Genomic DNA, 16,325 nt, shown 5'->3' with positions numbered 1-16,325 from the left:
AAGCACCAACACCACCAACAGGTCCAACGGCACCAACGCCACCAACACCAAAAGTAGTTGAAGTTCCTGCTAAACCAGTAGAACCTAAAACTCCTGAAAAACCAAGTGTTGTATGGCACAAGAACTATGTCGTTGAGAGAGAGTCTCACGTGGTACCACCAACACCACCGACTCCACAAACACCACCAACACCTGTTACTCCTCCAACTCCAGTGACACCGCCAACTACACCAACTCCAGATACTGAAGTTCCTGTAGTGCCTCAAGCTGAGTTGCCACAAACTGGTGAGCACACTAGCAATGCTGGATTTATTGGACTTCTTTCAATGATTTTTGCAGCCTTTGTAGGATTCTTCAAACGTCGTAAAGAAGATTAAGTGGTGCTATTAAATTAGTTCCCCATCAAAACTAGATTCTAAATAGAATCTAGTTTTTATTTTTGCTAGGTTTTACTCCCTCGTATCATTTCTATTTACTGTTGAAACATGTTATAATTGTTTTGAACGACTATTATAGAAAGATGCAAGGAGACGAGCATGGAAGAACTTAAGAAAATCGCTGGCGTAACCGCTGCCAAATACGTTGAAGATGGAATGGTTGTTGGACTCGGTACAGGGTCAACAGCTTATTTCTTCGTGGAGGAAATTGGCCGTCGTATTAAGGAAGAAGGCCTTAGTGTTGTTGGAGTAACGACATCAAGTCAAACCACTAAACAAGCTGAAGGCTTAGGTATTCCTTTGAAGGCAGTGGATGATATTGACAGTATTGATGTTACTGTTGATGGCGCCGACGAAGTAGACCCTCAACTCAATGGGATTAAAGGTGGCGGTGGTGCCCTTCTGATGGAAAAAATCGTCGCTACACCTACGAAAGAATATATCTGGGTAGTTGATGAGTCAAAAATGGTTAATCAATTAGGTGCTTTCAAATTACCAGTTGAAGTGGTTCAATATGGTGCTGATCGTCTCTATCGTGTCTTTGATTCGAAGGGCTATAAGCCATCATTCCGACTTACGGAGGAAGGTAATCGCTTTGTTACAGATATGAAGAACTATATCATCGATCTTGATTTAGGTAAGATTGAAAATCCAGTAGCTCTTGGTGAAGAACTAAAAGCTATGACAGGTGTTGTCGATCATGGATTGTTCAATGGTATGGTTAACAAAGTCATCGTTGCAGGAAAAGACGGTGTTAAGGTTGTTGAAGTCAAGGCCTAGTCCAATTTTGATTTCCCCTCACTTTTAATGAGGAAAACTAATTAATTTTTGTCAAACTATTAAATAATATAGAAAGGCAAGAGGTAATTTCGAAAAGATTTTATCTCTTTGTGGTGTTGTTATGTCCAAATTTAACCGAATGCATTTAGTCGTTCTTGATTCAGTAGGAATTGGTGCTGCTCCAGATGCCAATGACTTTGTCAATGCAGGTGTGCCAGATGGTGCTTCAGATACCCTTGGTCATATCTCTAAATCAGTAGGATTGAATGTGCCAAATATGGCTAAGCTTGGTCTAGGAAATATTCCTCGTGAAACACCTTTGAAAACAGTATCAGCAGAAAGTAACCCAACTGGTTATGCAACAAAATTGCAGGAAGTTTCTCTTGGTAAGGATACGATGACTGGTCACTGGGAAATCATGGGTCTCAATATTACTGAACCTTTTGATACCTTCTGGAACGGATTCCCAGAAGAAATTCTCACTAAAATTGAGGAATTCTCAGGTCGTAAAGTCATTCGTGAAGCTAATAAACCATACTCAGGTACAGCTGTTATTGAAGACTTTGGACCTCGTCAAATGGAAACTGGTGAATTGATTATTTATACTTCAGCTGACCCAGTTCTTCAAATTGCTGCACACGAAGATATTATTCCATTGGATGAGTTGTATCGTATTTGTGAATATGCGCGTTCAATTACCCTTGAGCGTCCAGCTCTTCTAGGGCGTATCATTGCTCGTCCTTACGTTGGTGAGCCTGGAAACTTCACTCGTACATCTAATCGTCGAGATTTGGCTGTTTCACCATTTGCACCCACTGTTTTGGATAAATTGAATGAAGCTGGTATTGATACTTATGCCGTTGGTAAAATCAATGATATTTTCAACGGAGCTGGTATTAACCACGATATGGGCCACAACAAATCAAATAGCCATGGTATTGATAATTTGATTAAAGCTATGACTTCTGAAGATTTCAAACATGGCTTCTCATTCACAAACTTGGTAGACTTCGATGCCCTTTATGGACACCGTCGTGATCCACATGGATATCGTGATTGTTTGCACGAATTTGACCAACGTTTGCCTGAAATCATTGCTGCCATGCGTGAAGATGATCTCTTGATGATTACAGCAGACCACGGAAATGATCCAACTTATGCAGGTACAGACCATACTCGTGAATATATTCCTTTCTTGGCTTATAGCCCATCATTCAAAGGAAATGGACTTATTCCAGTAGGTCATTTCTCTGACATCTCAGCAACTGTCGCTGAAAACTTTGGTGTAGATAAAGCCATGATTGGTGAAAGCTTCTTGGATAAACTTGTCTAAAATGAAGCGCTATGCATTTTTGGTTCGTGGGATAAACGTTGGTGGTCGTCACAAGGTAGTCATGGAAGAATTTTGTCATGAGTTAAAAGAACTTGGGATGTCAAATGTTTCTTCCTATATAAATAGTGGAAATTTTTTCTTCGATTCATCCTTGATGAAAGTGGAACTCCTCTTAGTTTTAGAGAGATTTCTTAATAAGACTTATCCATTTATTAAGGTGTTTTCTCTTTTTACTCTAGAAGATTACCAAAATGAAGTGGCATCTTTACCTAAGTGGTGGGAAGATGATTTCTATAGAAAAGATGTGCTCTTATATACTGAAAGACTTGATAAGAACGAAATGAGGAATGTTATTGAGTCTTTAGAGTTGGGAGATGAAATTATTCATCTTGGTCAACTTGGGATCTACTGGGGTAAATTTGATAAATCAAGCTATAACCAAACGGCTTATCATAAGAAGCTATTGAAAGCACCTTTTTATCCTTATATAACCATTCGAAATGCAAGAACATTTTCAAAAATTGGTCACTTTTTAAGAATGAAATAAAATTAAGGGAGAATTAACATGTCGCTACTTGAAAAAATTAGAGTTACTCAAGCATTTTTGGAAAGCAAAGGAATTGAAAAACCTGAGTTTGGTTTAATTTTGGGTTCTGGACTTGGCGGGTTGGCTGAAGAAGTTGAAGACGCAGTTGTCATTGACTATGCGGATATTCCAAACTGGGGACAGTCAACGGTTGTCGGTCATGCTGGAAAACTTGTTTATGGAACTTTGTCTGGACGTAAGGTTTTAGCTCTTCAAGGACGTTTCCATTTTTATGAAGGAAATCCGCTTGAAGTAGTTACTTTCCCTGTACGTGTTATGAAAGCTCTTGGATGCGAAGGAGTTGTTGTAACCAATGCAGCAGGTGGTATCGGCTTTGGTCCAGGCACTTTGATGGCCATCACTGACCACATCAACATGACTGGTCAAAACCCATTGATTGGTGAAAACTTGGATGATTTTGGTCCTCGTTTCCCTGATATGTCTAAATCGTATACTCCAGAATACCGTGAGACTGCACATCGAGTTGCTGACAAATTGGGCATTAAATTAGATGATGGTGTCTATATCGGTGTGACTGGTCCAACTTACGAAACTCCAGCTGAAATTCGTGCTTATAAGACTCTTGGTGCAGATGCTGTTGGGATGTCAACTGTCCCTGAAGTCATTGTTGCAGCACATTCTGGTTTGAAAGTTCTTGGTATTTCATGTATTACCAACTTTGCGGCTGGTTTCCAAGAAGAACTCAATCACGAAGAAGTTGTGGAAGTGACAGAACGTGTTAAAGGGGATTTCAAAGGCTTACTGAAAGCTATTCTAGCTGAACTTTAAAAAGGAATAATTGATGTCAAACTTAATGAGTAATCCATTATTTCGTATCATTCGTGGAGTTTTTATAATTGCTTTCCTGACCATGGTTTGGTTGGTTATATTTTCTGCTATAGATACAAGTGGTAGTGAGATAGATTATGAACCATTTCAAGGAGCATCTATCGTATTTGCAGTTTTAAGCTATATCATAATAGTGTTTCTATTTCAATACCATAAAGTTGTTAACTTAAAAGAGTCAATTAAATCATCATACAGTGCAATTGAAATTAAAGAGCAGTATGTGGAAAAATTGATTGTACAACTGCGAGAACTGACTGATAAGATTGTAGACCATGAGTTAAAAATGTCTGTTAGAAAAAATGTTTCAGAATTGTTAGAGGAAAAAAAGTCTGTCAACAATTTGACTAACGATGAAAACAAAGCTAATCATTCAGAATCTAAGCGGAAGTCTTACGGTGAGTCTGGCAATTTTTCTAAACATGAATACTCTACTAAACTAGAGGAAACGAAGAATAAAATTATAGAGAAAATCGAAAGAGATACAAATATTACAGCTGATCAAAGTATAAAGGATTTGATTGCTGAGATTAAAGAGTCAGAAGTACTTGTTGCTAATCAAAAATTATACTACAATGAAATGGTGTCGCAATATAATAAAACAATTTACAGTTTGCCACTTGCTTTGTTAAGAACAACTTTAGGTCATTCAGAGATAAACTACTTATAACATAGAACAAAATCATTAAGACTAGAATATAGTTAAAAAGGTCAAAGAATGAAAGCTAGTTTTAGTTTTTCTAATTCAGCACGAGATTGCCTTACTATGAAATAAAAACAAAGAAGGGATTGACCCTACTCTAAAGACAGTAGGAAAAGTTGGTTAAAGCAATTTTAGCCATACTCTAATATATGGGTAGTAAAGAGAGAAAGAGTTTGACTTGGCTCCCCAAGTCGATTAGGTTAAGTTTGGCTGTTTTGACAACCGGAATAGCTTCTGGTCTGATTGGTATTCTTTGCCACTATCTTTTAGATTTTATAAAATTTCTTACTTTTGGCAATGATACGACAGATCTCTTGTTACAATTTAATTCTGTAAGTGCTTATCGACGCTTCGTAGTTATAGTGGTAGCTGGTGTCTTAGCTAGCATCTTTTGGTATTTCCTTCAGCGTCGAGTCTCCCTTCTTTCCATTAGAAAGGCTAAGCAACTCGTTGGCAAGAAGAGTCCAAATTTTCTTGGCCAAAGTCTACATGCTTTGGTGCAAGTAGCAATCGTTGGAGCAGGTGCTTCAGTAGGCAAGGAAGCAGCTCCACGAGAATTAGGTGCCTTATGTGCTGGCAGTTTATCAAAAAAACTGGGTTTAGAAATTCCTGAAAGACAACTCATGATTGCATGTGGTGCAGGAGCAGGTTTAGCTGCGGTTTACCAAGTTCCCTTTGCCAGTATACTGTTTGTTTTGGAAACTTTGGGAGTTGCTTGGAAACTGAAAAACATTGGTATCATTCTTGTGACAACCTATTTGTCAGCTTATTGTGCTCGTCCAATTGTTGGTGGGAAAGCTATATATTTAGTTGATAAAGTAAGCTTACATCCTACTAGTTTGATACAGATTCTTGTTTTGACGCTGTTTGTAACTCCGCTTGCTCTTATATTTAAAGTTTTAGCTAAAAAGGCGAGTAAAAGTCGTATAACAGATAAACATATTCTCTGGACCATGCCCGTCTCTTTTATAATATTAGGTGGTATTGTAGCTTTCTATCCTATAATCATGGGAAATGGTCAGGTTCTAGCACAATGGATGTTCTCTGGAGGAACTTCGGAATACCTTCCGATTTTGCTGGTAATCAAAGGGCTTATTGTGTGCTTGTTGCTATGGTCAGGTACTTATGGAGGGACACTGACGCCTTCGTTTACTTTAGGTGTCGGATCGGGTTTCTTATTAACAAGGTGTCTTGAGACTTTTGGTTTGTCCCTAAATCCTAATCTAGGAATGTTACTTGGCGCAACCATTTTTTTAGTAACAACTTTGGATGCTCCTCTGACGGGAATAGCCTTAGTTCTAGGTTTTACCGGTCAAGGAGGGCTGGTAGCAGTTCCTCTAATCTTAGCGGGTCTACTATCAAGGATAATTAATAATAGATGGAAGAAAAAACAATGAATATTCATTTTATCTTACACGAAACGTTTGAAGTTCCAGGAGCCTATTTAAAATGGGCTCAAGACCGTGGGCATAATATCACATCAACCAAGGTATATGAGGAAGAGGTCCTTCCTGAAACCGTTGAAGGTATTGATTTTCTAATTGTGATGGGTGGTCCTCAGTCACCTGATGAGGATCGTCAGACCTTTCCTTATTATGACCCAAATGCTGAGATTGCATTTATGCAAAAAGCAATTGCTGCTGATATCTATATTGTTGGTGTATGTTTGGGAGCTCAGCTTCTGTCTGTAGCCTATGGTGGTAAGTATGAGCATAGTCCAGAACGCGAAATTGGTGTGTTTCCAATAACACTTACGGATGATGGATTAGCTGATGAGCATGTCAAAGGTTTTGGCACAACTCTCAATACTGGCCACTGGCATGGTGATATGCCTGGATTGACTGATAATGCAGTTGTTCTTGCTACTAGTCAAGGTTGTCCACGTCAAATTATTCGCTTTAGTCCTAAACACTATGCCTTCCAAGCACACCTAGAGTTTGATTCCCAAGCCATTGATTTGCTCATAGCTGCAGATGGCGAAGAACATTTGCGTAAGCAAAATAAGGAGTTACCGTTTGTTCAAACACCTGAACAATTGCGTACCAACGATTATTCAGAAATGAACAAGAAGTTATATGATTTTCTTGATTCATTGACTCAAGCTTAATCCACTTAAAAAAAGTAATTATTTATCAACTATATAATAGTAGATAAATTATTTAAAAATAAAAATTAAGAATGGTAGATAGTGTGTTCAGGTTGCTCTTTTACCATCAAAAAATAGAAAGGACGGGTTAACTGTATTCACTAAATTGAATACGGGCGGAGAACGAAGTAAAAAGATAAACTGTCTAGCATTTATATTGCGTCGTCAGTTTCCTATTATTACTTTGTTCTCTGTCGCCTATCCTGTATATAAAAAATGAAAGGAAGGGTAGTTCGGGTTTGAAACTGAACCCGGGCTAGAGGCTGTGTAAAAAAGATAAATCCTCCTAGATGCGAAGCATCTTTGTCGGATTTCCTATTTTTACTTTGCCTCTTTAACGCCCTTGGTATCTTATATTATGTCTATCCATATTGCTGCTAAGCAAGGTGAAATTGCTGATAAAATTCTCCTACCTGGAGATCCTTTACGTGCGAAATTCATTGCCGAGAATTTCCTCGAAGACGCTGTATGTTTCAATGAGGTTCGTAACATGTTTGGTTACACAGGAACATACAAAGGTGAACGTGTCTCAGTAATGGGAACAGGAATGGGGATGCCATCGATCTCTATTTATGCGCGTGAGCTTATCGTTGACTATGGTGTTAAAAAATTGATTCGTGTGGGTACTGCTGGTTCATTGAACGAGGATGTTCACGTTCGTGAGTTAGTTCTAGCACAGGCCGCAGCGACAAACTCTAACATTATCCGTAATGATTGGCCACAATACGATTTCCCACAAATTGCAAGTTTCAATCTCTTGGATAAGGCTTATCACATTGCCAAAGACCTTGGTATGACAACACATGTTGGTAATGTCTTGTCATCTGATGTTTTCTATTCAAATTATTTCGAAAAAAACATTGAGCTTGGTAAGTGGGGAGTGAAGGCTGTTGAAATGGAAGCAGCAGCACTTTACTACCTTGCAGCCCAACACCAAGTAGATGCTCTTGCCATCATGACTATTTCTGATAGTTTGGTCAATCCAGATGAAGACACTACAGCTGAGGAACGTCAAAACACTTTCACTGACATGATGAAAGTTGGTCTTGAAACACTTATTGCAGACTAATTTGTAAAAGGACGCCATTAGGTCGTCCTTTTGTGTTGTAACTAATATCTACTCGAAGAAACAATAGGTTAAAAATTTTCAAACTACTAGAAAAAAATAAAAATATTTGGAAGAAAAATACTTGTAATAAATAGGTAAATATCCGACAATTTAAGGTTCAACCACTAAAAATGTGAAAATAAGTTTACAATATTATAAAAAATGATAGAAATTAAATGCTAGATATCATAATGAAAAACGGTTTCTTCTTTTTTAAAAAGAATGACAATTGAAATGAAGTTATAGTAATGTTATAATAATAATGGGAAATGTCTAATTTTAATTTATAGGAGCAATTTATATGAGTTCGCGTACGAATCGTAAGCAAAAACGTACGAGTAATAGATCGTGGGGGATGGTCAACGTTGGGTTGACCATTCTGTATGCTATTTTAGCATTGGTCTTATTATTCACCATGTTCAATTATAATTTCCTATCCTTTAGGTTTTTGAACATCATTATCACCATTGGTTTGTTGGTAGTTCTTGCTATTAGCATCTTCCTTCAGAAGACTAAGAAATCACCACTAGTGACAACGGTTGTACTGGTTATCTTCTCGCTAGTTTCTCTGGTTGGTATTTTTGGTTTTAAACAAATGATTGACATCACTAACCGTATGAATCAGACGGCAGCATTTTCTGAAGTGGAAATGAGCATCGTGGTTCCTAAGGAAAGTGACATCAAAGATGTGAGCCAGCTTACTAGCGTACAGGCACCTACTAAGGTTGATAAGAACAATATCGAGACCTTGATGTCAGCTCTCAAAAAAGATAAAAAAGTTGATGTTAAAGTTGATGATGTTGCCTCATATCAAGAAGCTTATGATAATCTTAAGTCTGGCAAATCTAAAGCTATGGTCTTGAGTGGCTCTTATGCTAGCCTATTAGAGTCTGTCGATAGTAATTATGCTTCAAATCTAAAAACAATTTATACTTATAAAATTAAAAAGAAGAATAGCAACTCTGCAAAACAAGTAGATTCAAAAGTCTTCAATATTTATATTAGTGGTATTGATACCTATGGTTCGATTTCAACAGTGTCACGTTCAGATGTCAATATCATTATGACAGTAAACATGAATACACATAAGATTCTCTTGACGACTACTCCACGTGATGCATACGTTAAGATTCCTGGTGGTGGTGCAGACCAGTATGATAAATTAACCCACGCAGGTATTTATGGCGTTGAAACATCTGAACAAACTCTGGAAAATCTATATGGTATTAAGATTGATTACTATGCACGAATTAATTTCACATCTTTCCTTAAGTTGATTGACCAACTTGGTGGTGTGACAGTCCATAATGATCAAGCTTTCACAAGTCTTCATGGGAAGTTTGATTTCCCTGTTGGTGATATCCAAATGAATTCAGAGCAAGCACTTGGATTTGTTCGTGAACGCTATAGTTTAGATGGCGGAGATAATGACCGTGGTAAAAATCAGGAGAAAGTTATTTCTGCGATTGTAAACAAGTTGGCTTCTCTAAAATCTGTATCAAACTTTACTTCAATCGTTAATAATCTCCAAGACTCTGTTCAGACAAATATGTCTTTGGATACCATTAATGATTTGGCTAATACACAACTTGATTCAGGCTCTAAATTTACAGTAACGTCTCAAGCAGTAACTGGTACTGGTTCTACTGGTCAATTGACCTCTTATGCTATGCCAAATTCTAGTCTTTACATGATGAAACTAGATGATTCGAGTGTGGCAAGTGCCTCTCAAGCTATCAAAAATCTGATGGAGGAAAAATAAGTGATTGACGTTCACTCACATATTGTTTTTGATGTTGATGATGGTCCTAAAACTTTAGAAGAAAGTTTAGACCTTATTGGTGAAAGCTACGCCCAAGGGGTACGTAAGATTGTTTCAACATCTCACCGTCGTAAGGGGATGTTTGAGACTCCAGAGGATAAAATTTTTGCCAACTTTTCTAAGGTGAAAGCAGAAGCAGAAGCACTTTATCCAGACTTAACTATTTATTATGGTGGTGAACTTTATTACACCTCAGACATTGTGGAGAAACTTGAAAAGAATCTTATTCCGCGTATGCACAACACTCAATTTGCTTTGATTGAGTTTAGTGCTCGCACATCTTGGAAAGAAATTCATAGTGGGCTTAGTAATGTTTTGCGAGCGGGGGTAACGCCTATTGTTGCTCATATTGAGCGCTATGATGCCCTCGAAGAAAATGCTGACCGTGTTCGAGAAATCATCAACATGGGGTGCTATACTCAAGTTAATAGCTCACATGTTCTAAAACCAAAGCTCTTTGGAGATAAAGATAAAGTAAGAAAAAAACGTGTTCGTTATTTCTTGGAGAAAAATTTGGTTCATATGGTTGCTAGTGACATGCATAATCTTGGTCCAAGACCACCATTTATGAAAGATGCTTACGCTATTATCGAGAAGACTTACGGAACGAGACGTGCTCGTAACCTTTTTATCGAAAATCCACAAACACTACTTGAAAATCAATATATATAGGAGAAACTATGACTCAGGAAAACACGAAGCGTGTTGAAATCGATGTACTTGCACTATTGCAAAAACTTTGGACTAAAAAAGTATTTATTTTATTTACAGCCTTTTATGTCGCTGTCTTTGCCTTCTTGGGAACTTACTTCCTCATTCAGCCAACATATACATCGTCTACACGTATTTATGTGGTTAATCAAGCTAATGATGGCAAAAACCTTTCTGCTCAAGATTTGCAGGCCGGTACATTTTTGACAAAAGACTACAAAGAAATTATTACATCAAACGATGTCTTGTCAGAAGTTATCAAAGATGAAAAATTGAATATGACAGAAGCAGAACTTGCTAAAATGATTTCAGTTAATATTCCTACTGATACTCGTCTTATTTCAATTTCTGTTAATGCTAAAACTGGTCAAGATGCGCAAACACTTGCCAATAAGGTTCGTGAAGTTGCTTCAGAAAAAATCAAGAACGTGACAAAAGTTGAAGATGTCACAACGCTTGAAGAAGCTAAATTGCCAGAGTCACCATCTTCACCAAATATCAAACGTAATGTGCTTCTTGGAGCAGTGCTTGGAGGATTCCTTGCAGTGGTTGGTGTGTTGGTACGTGAAATCCTAGATGATCGTATTCGCCGTCCAGAAGATGTGGAAGATGCCCTTGGAATGACACTTCTTGGAATTGTCCCTGATACAGATAAAATTTAAGGAGAAGAAATGCCTCTATTAAAGTTAGTAAAATCTAAAGAAAACTTTGCCAAACAAACAGAAGAGTATTACAATGCCATTCGCACAAATATTCAATTTTCTGGTGCTCAGATGAAAGTGATTGCGGTTAGCTCTGTTGAAGCTGGTGAAGGAAAATCAACGACATCTGTTAACTTGGCGATTTCATTTGCTAGTGTTGGGCTCCGAACACTTCTCATTGATGCGGATACCCGTAACTCTGTTTTGTCAGGTACATTTAAATCAAATGAGCCTTATAAAGGCCTTTCAAATTTCCTTTCTGGAAATGCTGATCTAAATGAAACGATTTGTCAAACTGATATTTCAGGTTTGGATGTCATTGCATCTGGTCCTGTACCACCTAATCCAACAAGTCTTTTGCAAAATGACAATTTTAGACATTTGATGGAAGTTGCTCGTAGTCGTTATGATTATGTCATCATTGATACGCCACCAATTGGTTTGGTCATTGATGCTGTTATTATTGCCCATCAGGCTGATGCCAGTCTTTTGGTTACAGCAGCTGGAAAAATTAAACGTCGTTTCGTTACTAAGGCCGTTGAACAATTGGAACAAAGTGGTTCACAGTTCTTAGGTGTCGTCCTTAATAAAGTTGACATGACAGTTGATAAATATGGATCATATGGTTCTTACGGATCATATGGTGAGTACGGGAAAAAATCAGACCAAAAAGAAGGTCATTCAAGAGCACATCGTCGTAGAAAAGGATAGCATTAATGGGGATGATGCGGCTCCTTATACCTTAACAGATTAAAAAGGGGTTTAGAGTGAAAGAAAAACAAGAAATTCGTCGCATTGAAATTGGTATTATACAGTTGGTTGTGGTTGTTTTCGCAGCCATGGTAGCTAGTAAAATACCATATACAGAGATTACCCAAGGAAGCATTGTCCTTTTAGGTGTCGTACATGTAGTGTCTTACTATATCAGTAGTTATTATGAAAATCTTAAGTATAGAGGCTACTTGGATGAACTCATTGCAACTGTCAAATATTGTTTCATATTTGCTCTAATTGCAACTTTCCTCTCGTTTTTTGCAGATGGAAGTTTTTCTATCTCACGTCGCGGACTTCTTTATGTTACTCTGATTTCAGGTGTTCTCTTATACGTTACAAATACTGTTCTTAAGTATTTCCGCTCTTCTATCTATACACGTCGTAAAAGTAACAAGAATATTCTTTTGATTTCTGATCAGGCACGTCTTGATAATGTTTTATCTCGTATGAAGGACAATATGGATGGTAGGATTACAGCAGTTTGTGTCTTGGATAATCCTTATTTCTCTGATCCATTTATCAAGAGTGTTAAACCTGAAAATTTGATTGAATATGCGACACACTCAGTAGTAGACCAAGTTTTGATTAATCTGCCAAGTGAGCAGTACAAGATTTGGGATTATGCGTCTCCATTTGAACTTATGGGAATCCCAGTATCCATTAATTTGAATGCCCTTGAATTTATGAGTCAGGGTGAAAAACGTATCCAACAATTGGGTCCTTTCAAAGTTGTTACGTTTTCTACGCATTTTTATAGCTATGGAGATATCTTGGCGAAACGCTTCCTCGATATCTGTGGAGCTCTAGTTGGTTTGATGCTCTGTGGTATTGTTGGAATCTTCCTTTATCCTCTTATTCGTAAAGATGGAGGACCAGCTATTTTTGCTCAAGATCGTGTGGGAGAAAATGGACGTATCTTCAAGTTTTATAAATTCCGTTCTATGCGTGTTGATGCGGAAGAAATCAAGAAGAATTTGATGGCACAGAATCAAATGTCTGGTGGTATGTTTAAGATGGACAATGATCCACGTATTACCAAAATTGGACATTTCATTCGTAAAACGAGTCTTGATGAACTTCCACAATTTTGGAATGTTCTAAAAGGTGATATGAGCTTGGTAGGAACACGTCCACCAACCTTGGATGAGTACGAATCTTATACACCGGAACAAAAACGTCGCCTCAGCTTTAAACCAGGTATTACTGGTCTTTGGCAAGTAAGTGGTCGAAGTGAAATTACTGATTTTGATGAAGTTGTAAAACTAGACGTTGCTTATATGGACGGATGGACAATCTGGCGCGATATCAAAATCTTATTGAAAACAATTAAAGTAGTAGTAATGAAGGATGGAGCAAAGTGATGGCTTTCTCCATTTCTTTTAATGGTGATTAAATGACAAAAACAGTTTATATTGTTGGTTCTAAGGGAATTCCAGCAAAATATGGTGGATTTGAGACCTTTGTTGAGAAGTTAACAGAGTTCCAACAAGACAAAGATATTCAATATTATGTAGCTTGTATGCGTGAAAATTCTGCTAAATCAGGAATTACATCAGATTCTTTCGAACATAACGGTGCTAAATGCTACAATATTGACGTCCCAAATATCGGGCCTGCACGTGCCATCGCTTATGACATCGCAGCTCTTAATAAGGCCATTGAGATTGCTAAGGAAAATAATGATCAAGCACCAATCTTCTATGTTTTGGCCTGCCGAATTGGTCCATTTATCTCAGGTATTAAAAAGAAAATCAAGGCTATCGGTGGTACCCTTATGGTTAACCCGGATGGTCATGAATGGCTTCGTGCAAAGTGGAGTCTTCCGGTTCGTAAGTATTGGAAAATTTCAGAGCAACTCATGGTTAAACATGCAGATTTCTTGATTTGTGATAGTAAAAACATTGAATCTTATATTCAAAATGATTATGCGAAGTATCGTCCTCAAACAACCTATATTGCCTATGGAACTGATACAACTAAATCTCGATTGACTAAGGTTGATAATAAGGTACGCACATGGTACTTCGAAAAGGGTGTTATTGAAAACAATTATTATCTTGTTGTAGGACGTTTTGTGCCTGAAAATAACTATGAGGCTATGATTCGTGGTTTTATGGCATCTAACTCCGACAAGGATTTTGTTCTCATTACCAATGTTGAAGAAAACAAATTTTACGACAAGTTGAGCCAGGAAACTGGTTTTGACAAGGATTCTCGTGTGAAGTTTGTCGGAACTGTTTATGACCAAGAATTGCTCAAGTACATTCGTGAGAATGCCTTTGCTTATTTCCATGGTCATGAGGTAGGTGGAACCAATCCATCACTTCTTGAGGCACTTGAGTCAACTAAGCTCAATCTCTTGTTGGATGTTGGCTTTAACCGTGAAGTCGGTGAAGATGGTGCTCTCTATTGGAAAAAAGACCAATTGGCAAGTGTCATTAATCAAGCTGAACAATTGGATGAACAAGCTATCGCAGACCTCAATCAAAAATCAAGTAAACGTATCGAAGAAGCCTTTACTTGGGAAAAAATTGTTACAGACTACGAGAAAGTATTTAAAGGATAGAAATGCAGAAAATTTTATATCTTCACGCTGGTGCCGAAATGTATGGTGCTGATAAGGTTTTGTTGGAGCTTATTAAAGGATTGGATAAAGAAGCCTTTGAGGCTCATGTCATCTTGCCCAACGATGGCGTCTTAGTGGGTGCATTGGAAAAGGTTGGTGCTAAGGTAAAAGTTATCGATTATCCAATCTTGCGCCGGAAGTATTTTAATCCTAAGGGAATTCTTGAGTATTTTGGCTCTTATAATCGTTATTCAAAGCAAATTGCTAAATATGCTAAGGAAAATGGCATTACTCTTATTCACAATAATACGACTGCGGTACTTGAGGGAATTTATCTCAAACGTAAGTTGAAACTTCCTTTGATTTGGCATGTTCACGAGATTATCGTCAAACCAAAAGCAATCTCTGATTTCATCAACTTTTTGATGGGGCGTTATGCTGATACGATTGTGACAGTTTCAAATGCTGTGGCCAACCACGTGAAGCAGTCTCGCTTTGTAAAAAATGACCAAGTTCAGGTCATCTATAATGGTGTTGACAATGCCGTCTATCATGAAATGGACGCCAGCGCAGTTCGTGACCTGTTTGGTATTGCACAGGATGCCTTTGTTATCGGAATGGTTGGTCGAGTGAATGCTTGGAAAGGTCAAGGCGATTTCTTGGAAGCAGTGACTCCAATCTTAAAGGCTAATCCAAAAGCAATAGCCTTTCTGGCAGGGAGTGCTTTTGAAGGTGAAGAGTGGCGTGTTGATGAGTTGGAAAAGGCAATATCAGACTCACCAGTAGCTGGACAAATTAAGCGCATCGATTATTATAGCAAGACGACAGAGCTCTATAATATGTTTGATATCTTTGTCTTGCCAAGTACCAATCCAGATCCTCTACCAACTGTAGTTCTCGAATCAATGGCTTGTGGCAAACCTGTAGTCGGCTACCGTCATGGTGGTGTCTGTGAAATGGTTAAAGAAGGCGAAAACGGCCTTCTTGCCACACCAAATCAGCATGCAGAATTGTCTAAGACCATCCAAGAATTGGCTGATAACACTGAGAAGAGAGAGCAATTTGGCAAGGCCTCTGTTAAACGCCAAAAAGAACTCTTCTCATTACAAAGTTATATTCGTAATTTCTCAGAGCTATATAAGAAATAAAAAGAAGTTCTAAGAAGTACTAATATGAACAGTGAAACACTAAAAAATAAATTATAACCAATCGTTTATCCAATTATTAATTTTATTCCTAGACGAAGACTTAAGAATAAAAATTTTACGATCATTTGTGATAATTGTTGGGCTGGAAAAGTCTATCAGGAATTGGGCTTACCTTATCAAACTCCATTTGTAGGGATGTTTGTCTTTTCTCCTGATTACATCAAGATGCTAAAGAATTTAAAACACTATTTGAGTGGTAATATTCCTTTGACATTTGTTAAGGAATCGAAATACATCAAAGACTTTGATAATGCCTATCCTCTAGCACTTCTTGATGATATTGAACTTCATTTCCTGCATTATGCTGATGAAGAAGAAGCAACTCAAAAATGGAATCGTCGTTTAGAAAGAATACATTGGGATAATTTGTATTTCAAGTTCAATGATAATGATGCCTGTACTTACGAGCTGATGAAAGAGTTTGAAGAACTTCCATACAAGAGTAAGGTGATTTTCTCTTCGAAGAATTACAGTGACCTACCTTCATTGGTCCACTTTAAATCAGCAGAGAAGCAAGGACATGTTGGAATTGATTTAAAAACCTACCACCGCTATTTTAATGCTGTTACCTGGTTGAATAAGGGTGGTGAAGATTTAACATAAA

The 16,325-nt window shown here is 37.7% G+C and carries 17 protein-coding genes; all 17 read left to right on the top strand.

Annotation, left to right across the window (positions count from 1 at the left end; translation table 11 throughout):
• On the top strand, positions 1-377 hold a 377-nt coding region (locus AX663_RS05270; RefSeq protein ID WP_156430764.1), incomplete at its 5' end, for an LPXTG cell wall anchor domain-containing protein.
• 159 nt (positions 378-536) lie between these two features.
• Complete coding sequence (gene rpiA / locus AX663_RS05265; RefSeq protein ID WP_060972930.1) at positions 537-1,217, top strand: ribose-5-phosphate isomerase RpiA; 681 nt, start codon at positions 537-539, stop codon at positions 1,215-1,217.
• A 121-nt stretch (positions 1,218-1,338) separates the two neighbouring features.
• Complete coding sequence (locus tag AX663_RS05260; protein WP_060972929.1) at positions 1,339-2,550, top strand: phosphopentomutase; 1,212 nt, start codon at positions 1,339-1,341, stop codon at positions 2,548-2,550.
• A gap of 1 nt (position 2,551) precedes the next feature.
• Complete coding sequence (locus AX663_RS05255) at positions 2,552-3,097, top strand: DUF1697 domain-containing protein (RefSeq protein ID WP_060972928.1); 546 nt, start codon at positions 2,552-2,554, stop codon at positions 3,095-3,097.
• An 18-nt stretch (positions 3,098-3,115) separates the two neighbouring features.
• Positions 3,116-3,925, top strand: coding sequence for a purine-nucleoside phosphorylase (locus AX663_RS05250; protein ID WP_060972927.1), 810 nt, complete (start codon positions 3,116-3,118; stop codon positions 3,923-3,925).
• 13 nt (positions 3,926-3,938) lie between these two features.
• Complete coding sequence (locus AX663_RS05245) at positions 3,939-4,652, top strand: LemA family protein (protein WP_060972926.1); 714 nt, start codon at positions 3,939-3,941, stop codon at positions 4,650-4,652.
• A 182-nt stretch (positions 4,653-4,834) separates the two neighbouring features.
• Positions 4,835-6,082: a chloride channel protein gene (locus AX663_RS05240; protein WP_060972925.1), complete on the top strand. Its 1,248-nt coding sequence runs from the start codon at positions 4,835-4,837 to the stop codon at positions 6,080-6,082.
• Positions 6,079-6,792, top strand: a complete 714-nt coding sequence (locus AX663_RS05235; protein ID WP_037601325.1) for a type 1 glutamine amidotransferase — start codon at positions 6,079-6,081, stop codon at positions 6,790-6,792. Before AX663_RS05240 ends, AX663_RS05235 begins: the two co-directional genes overlap by 4 nt.
• A gap of 397 nt (positions 6,793-7,189) precedes the next feature.
• A complete protein-coding gene (deoD, locus tag AX663_RS05230) occupies positions 7,190-7,900 on the top strand; it encodes a purine-nucleoside phosphorylase (protein WP_048675940.1) in 711 nt (236 codons plus the stop codon).
• Positions 7,901-8,240: 340 nt separating this feature from the next.
• Positions 8,241-9,701 (top strand): LCP family glycopolymer transferase CpsA, encoded by a 1,461-nt coding sequence (gene cpsA / locus AX663_RS05225; RefSeq protein ID WP_060972924.1) that lies wholly within the window; start codon positions 8,241-8,243, stop codon positions 9,699-9,701.
• On the top strand, positions 9,702-10,433 hold the full coding sequence (gene cps4B / locus AX663_RS05220) for a capsular polysaccharide biosynthesis protein Cps4B (protein ID WP_048790944.1): 732 nt from the start codon (positions 9,702-9,704) through the stop codon (positions 10,431-10,433).
• Between the two features lie 8 nt (positions 10,434-10,441).
• Positions 10,442-11,134 carry a capsular polysaccharide biosynthesis protein gene (locus AX663_RS05215; protein WP_048790943.1) on the top strand — a complete coding sequence of 231 codons (693 nt, stop codon included), beginning with the start codon at positions 10,442-10,444 and terminating at the stop codon, positions 11,132-11,134.
• Between the two features lie 9 nt (positions 11,135-11,143).
• Positions 11,144-11,884 carry a tyrosine-protein kinase gene (locus AX663_RS05210; protein ID WP_002890888.1) on the top strand — a complete coding sequence of 247 codons (741 nt, stop codon included), beginning with the start codon at positions 11,144-11,146 and terminating at the stop codon, positions 11,882-11,884.
• A gap of 56 nt (positions 11,885-11,940) precedes the next feature.
• Positions 11,941-13,308: a sugar transferase gene (locus AX663_RS05205; RefSeq protein WP_060972923.1), complete on the top strand. Its 1,368-nt coding sequence runs from the start codon at positions 11,941-11,943 to the stop codon at positions 13,306-13,308.
• Positions 13,309-13,340: 32 nt separating this feature from the next.
• Entirely contained in the window at positions 13,341-14,513 is a 1,173-nt protein-coding gene (gene cps2T, locus AX663_RS05200; RefSeq protein WP_060972922.1) for a beta 1-4 rhamnosyltransferase Cps2T, read from the top strand.
• A gap of 2 nt (positions 14,514-14,515) precedes the next feature.
• Positions 14,516-15,661, top strand: coding sequence for a glycosyltransferase family 4 protein (locus AX663_RS05195; protein ID WP_060972921.1), 1,146 nt, complete (start codon positions 14,516-14,518; stop codon positions 15,659-15,661).
• 60 nt (positions 15,662-15,721) lie between these two features.
• Entirely contained in the window at positions 15,722-16,324 is a 603-nt protein-coding gene (locus AX663_RS05190) for a DUF1919 domain-containing protein (RefSeq protein ID WP_331462067.1), read from the top strand.
• Position 16,325: the final 1 nt, after the last annotated feature.

It is taken from the genome of Streptococcus sp. CCH8-H5 (genome assembly GCF_001556505.1).
Classification (GTDB): Bacteria; Bacillota; Bacilli; order Lactobacillales; family Streptococcaceae; genus Streptococcus.
This window is presented reverse-complemented; position numbering and strand designations above follow the sequence as displayed.

Bases quoted from the DNA above. Each gene is read 5' to 3' on its own strand.
- rpiA (WP_060972930.1), top strand. From the start codon at position 537: ATGGAAGAACTTAAGAAAATCGCTGGCGTAACCGCTGCCAAATACGTT.
- AX663_RS05260 (WP_060972929.1), top strand. From the start codon at position 1,339: ATGTCCAAATTTAACCGAATGCATTTAGTCGTTCTTGATTCAGTAGGA.
- AX663_RS05255 (WP_060972928.1), top strand. From the start codon at position 2,552: ATGAAGCGCTATGCATTTTTGGTTCGTGGGATAAACGTTGGTGGTCGT.
- AX663_RS05250 (WP_060972927.1), top strand. From the start codon at position 3,116: ATGTCGCTACTTGAAAAAATTAGAGTTACTCAAGCATTTTTGGAAAGC.
- AX663_RS05245 (WP_060972926.1), top strand. From the start codon at position 3,939: ATGTCAAACTTAATGAGTAATCCATTATTTCGTATCATTCGTGGAGTT.
- AX663_RS05240 (WP_060972925.1), top strand. From the start codon at position 4,835: ATGGGTAGTAAAGAGAGAAAGAGTTTGACTTGGCTCCCCAAGTCGATT.
- AX663_RS05235 (WP_037601325.1), top strand. From the start codon at position 6,079: ATGAATATTCATTTTATCTTACACGAAACGTTTGAAGTTCCAGGAGCC.
- deoD (WP_048675940.1), top strand. From the start codon at position 7,190: ATGTCTATCCATATTGCTGCTAAGCAAGGTGAAATTGCTGATAAAATT.
- cpsA (WP_060972924.1), top strand. From the start codon at position 8,241: ATGAGTTCGCGTACGAATCGTAAGCAAAAACGTACGAGTAATAGATCG.
- AX663_RS05215 (WP_048790943.1), top strand. From the start codon at position 10,442: ATGACTCAGGAAAACACGAAGCGTGTTGAAATCGATGTACTTGCACTA.
- AX663_RS05210 (WP_002890888.1), top strand. From the start codon at position 11,144: ATGCCTCTATTAAAGTTAGTAAAATCTAAAGAAAACTTTGCCAAACAA.
- cps2T (WP_060972922.1), top strand. From the start codon at position 13,341: ATGACAAAAACAGTTTATATTGTTGGTTCTAAGGGAATTCCAGCAAAA.
- AX663_RS05195 (WP_060972921.1), top strand. From the start codon at position 14,516: ATGCAGAAAATTTTATATCTTCACGCTGGTGCCGAAATGTATGGTGCT.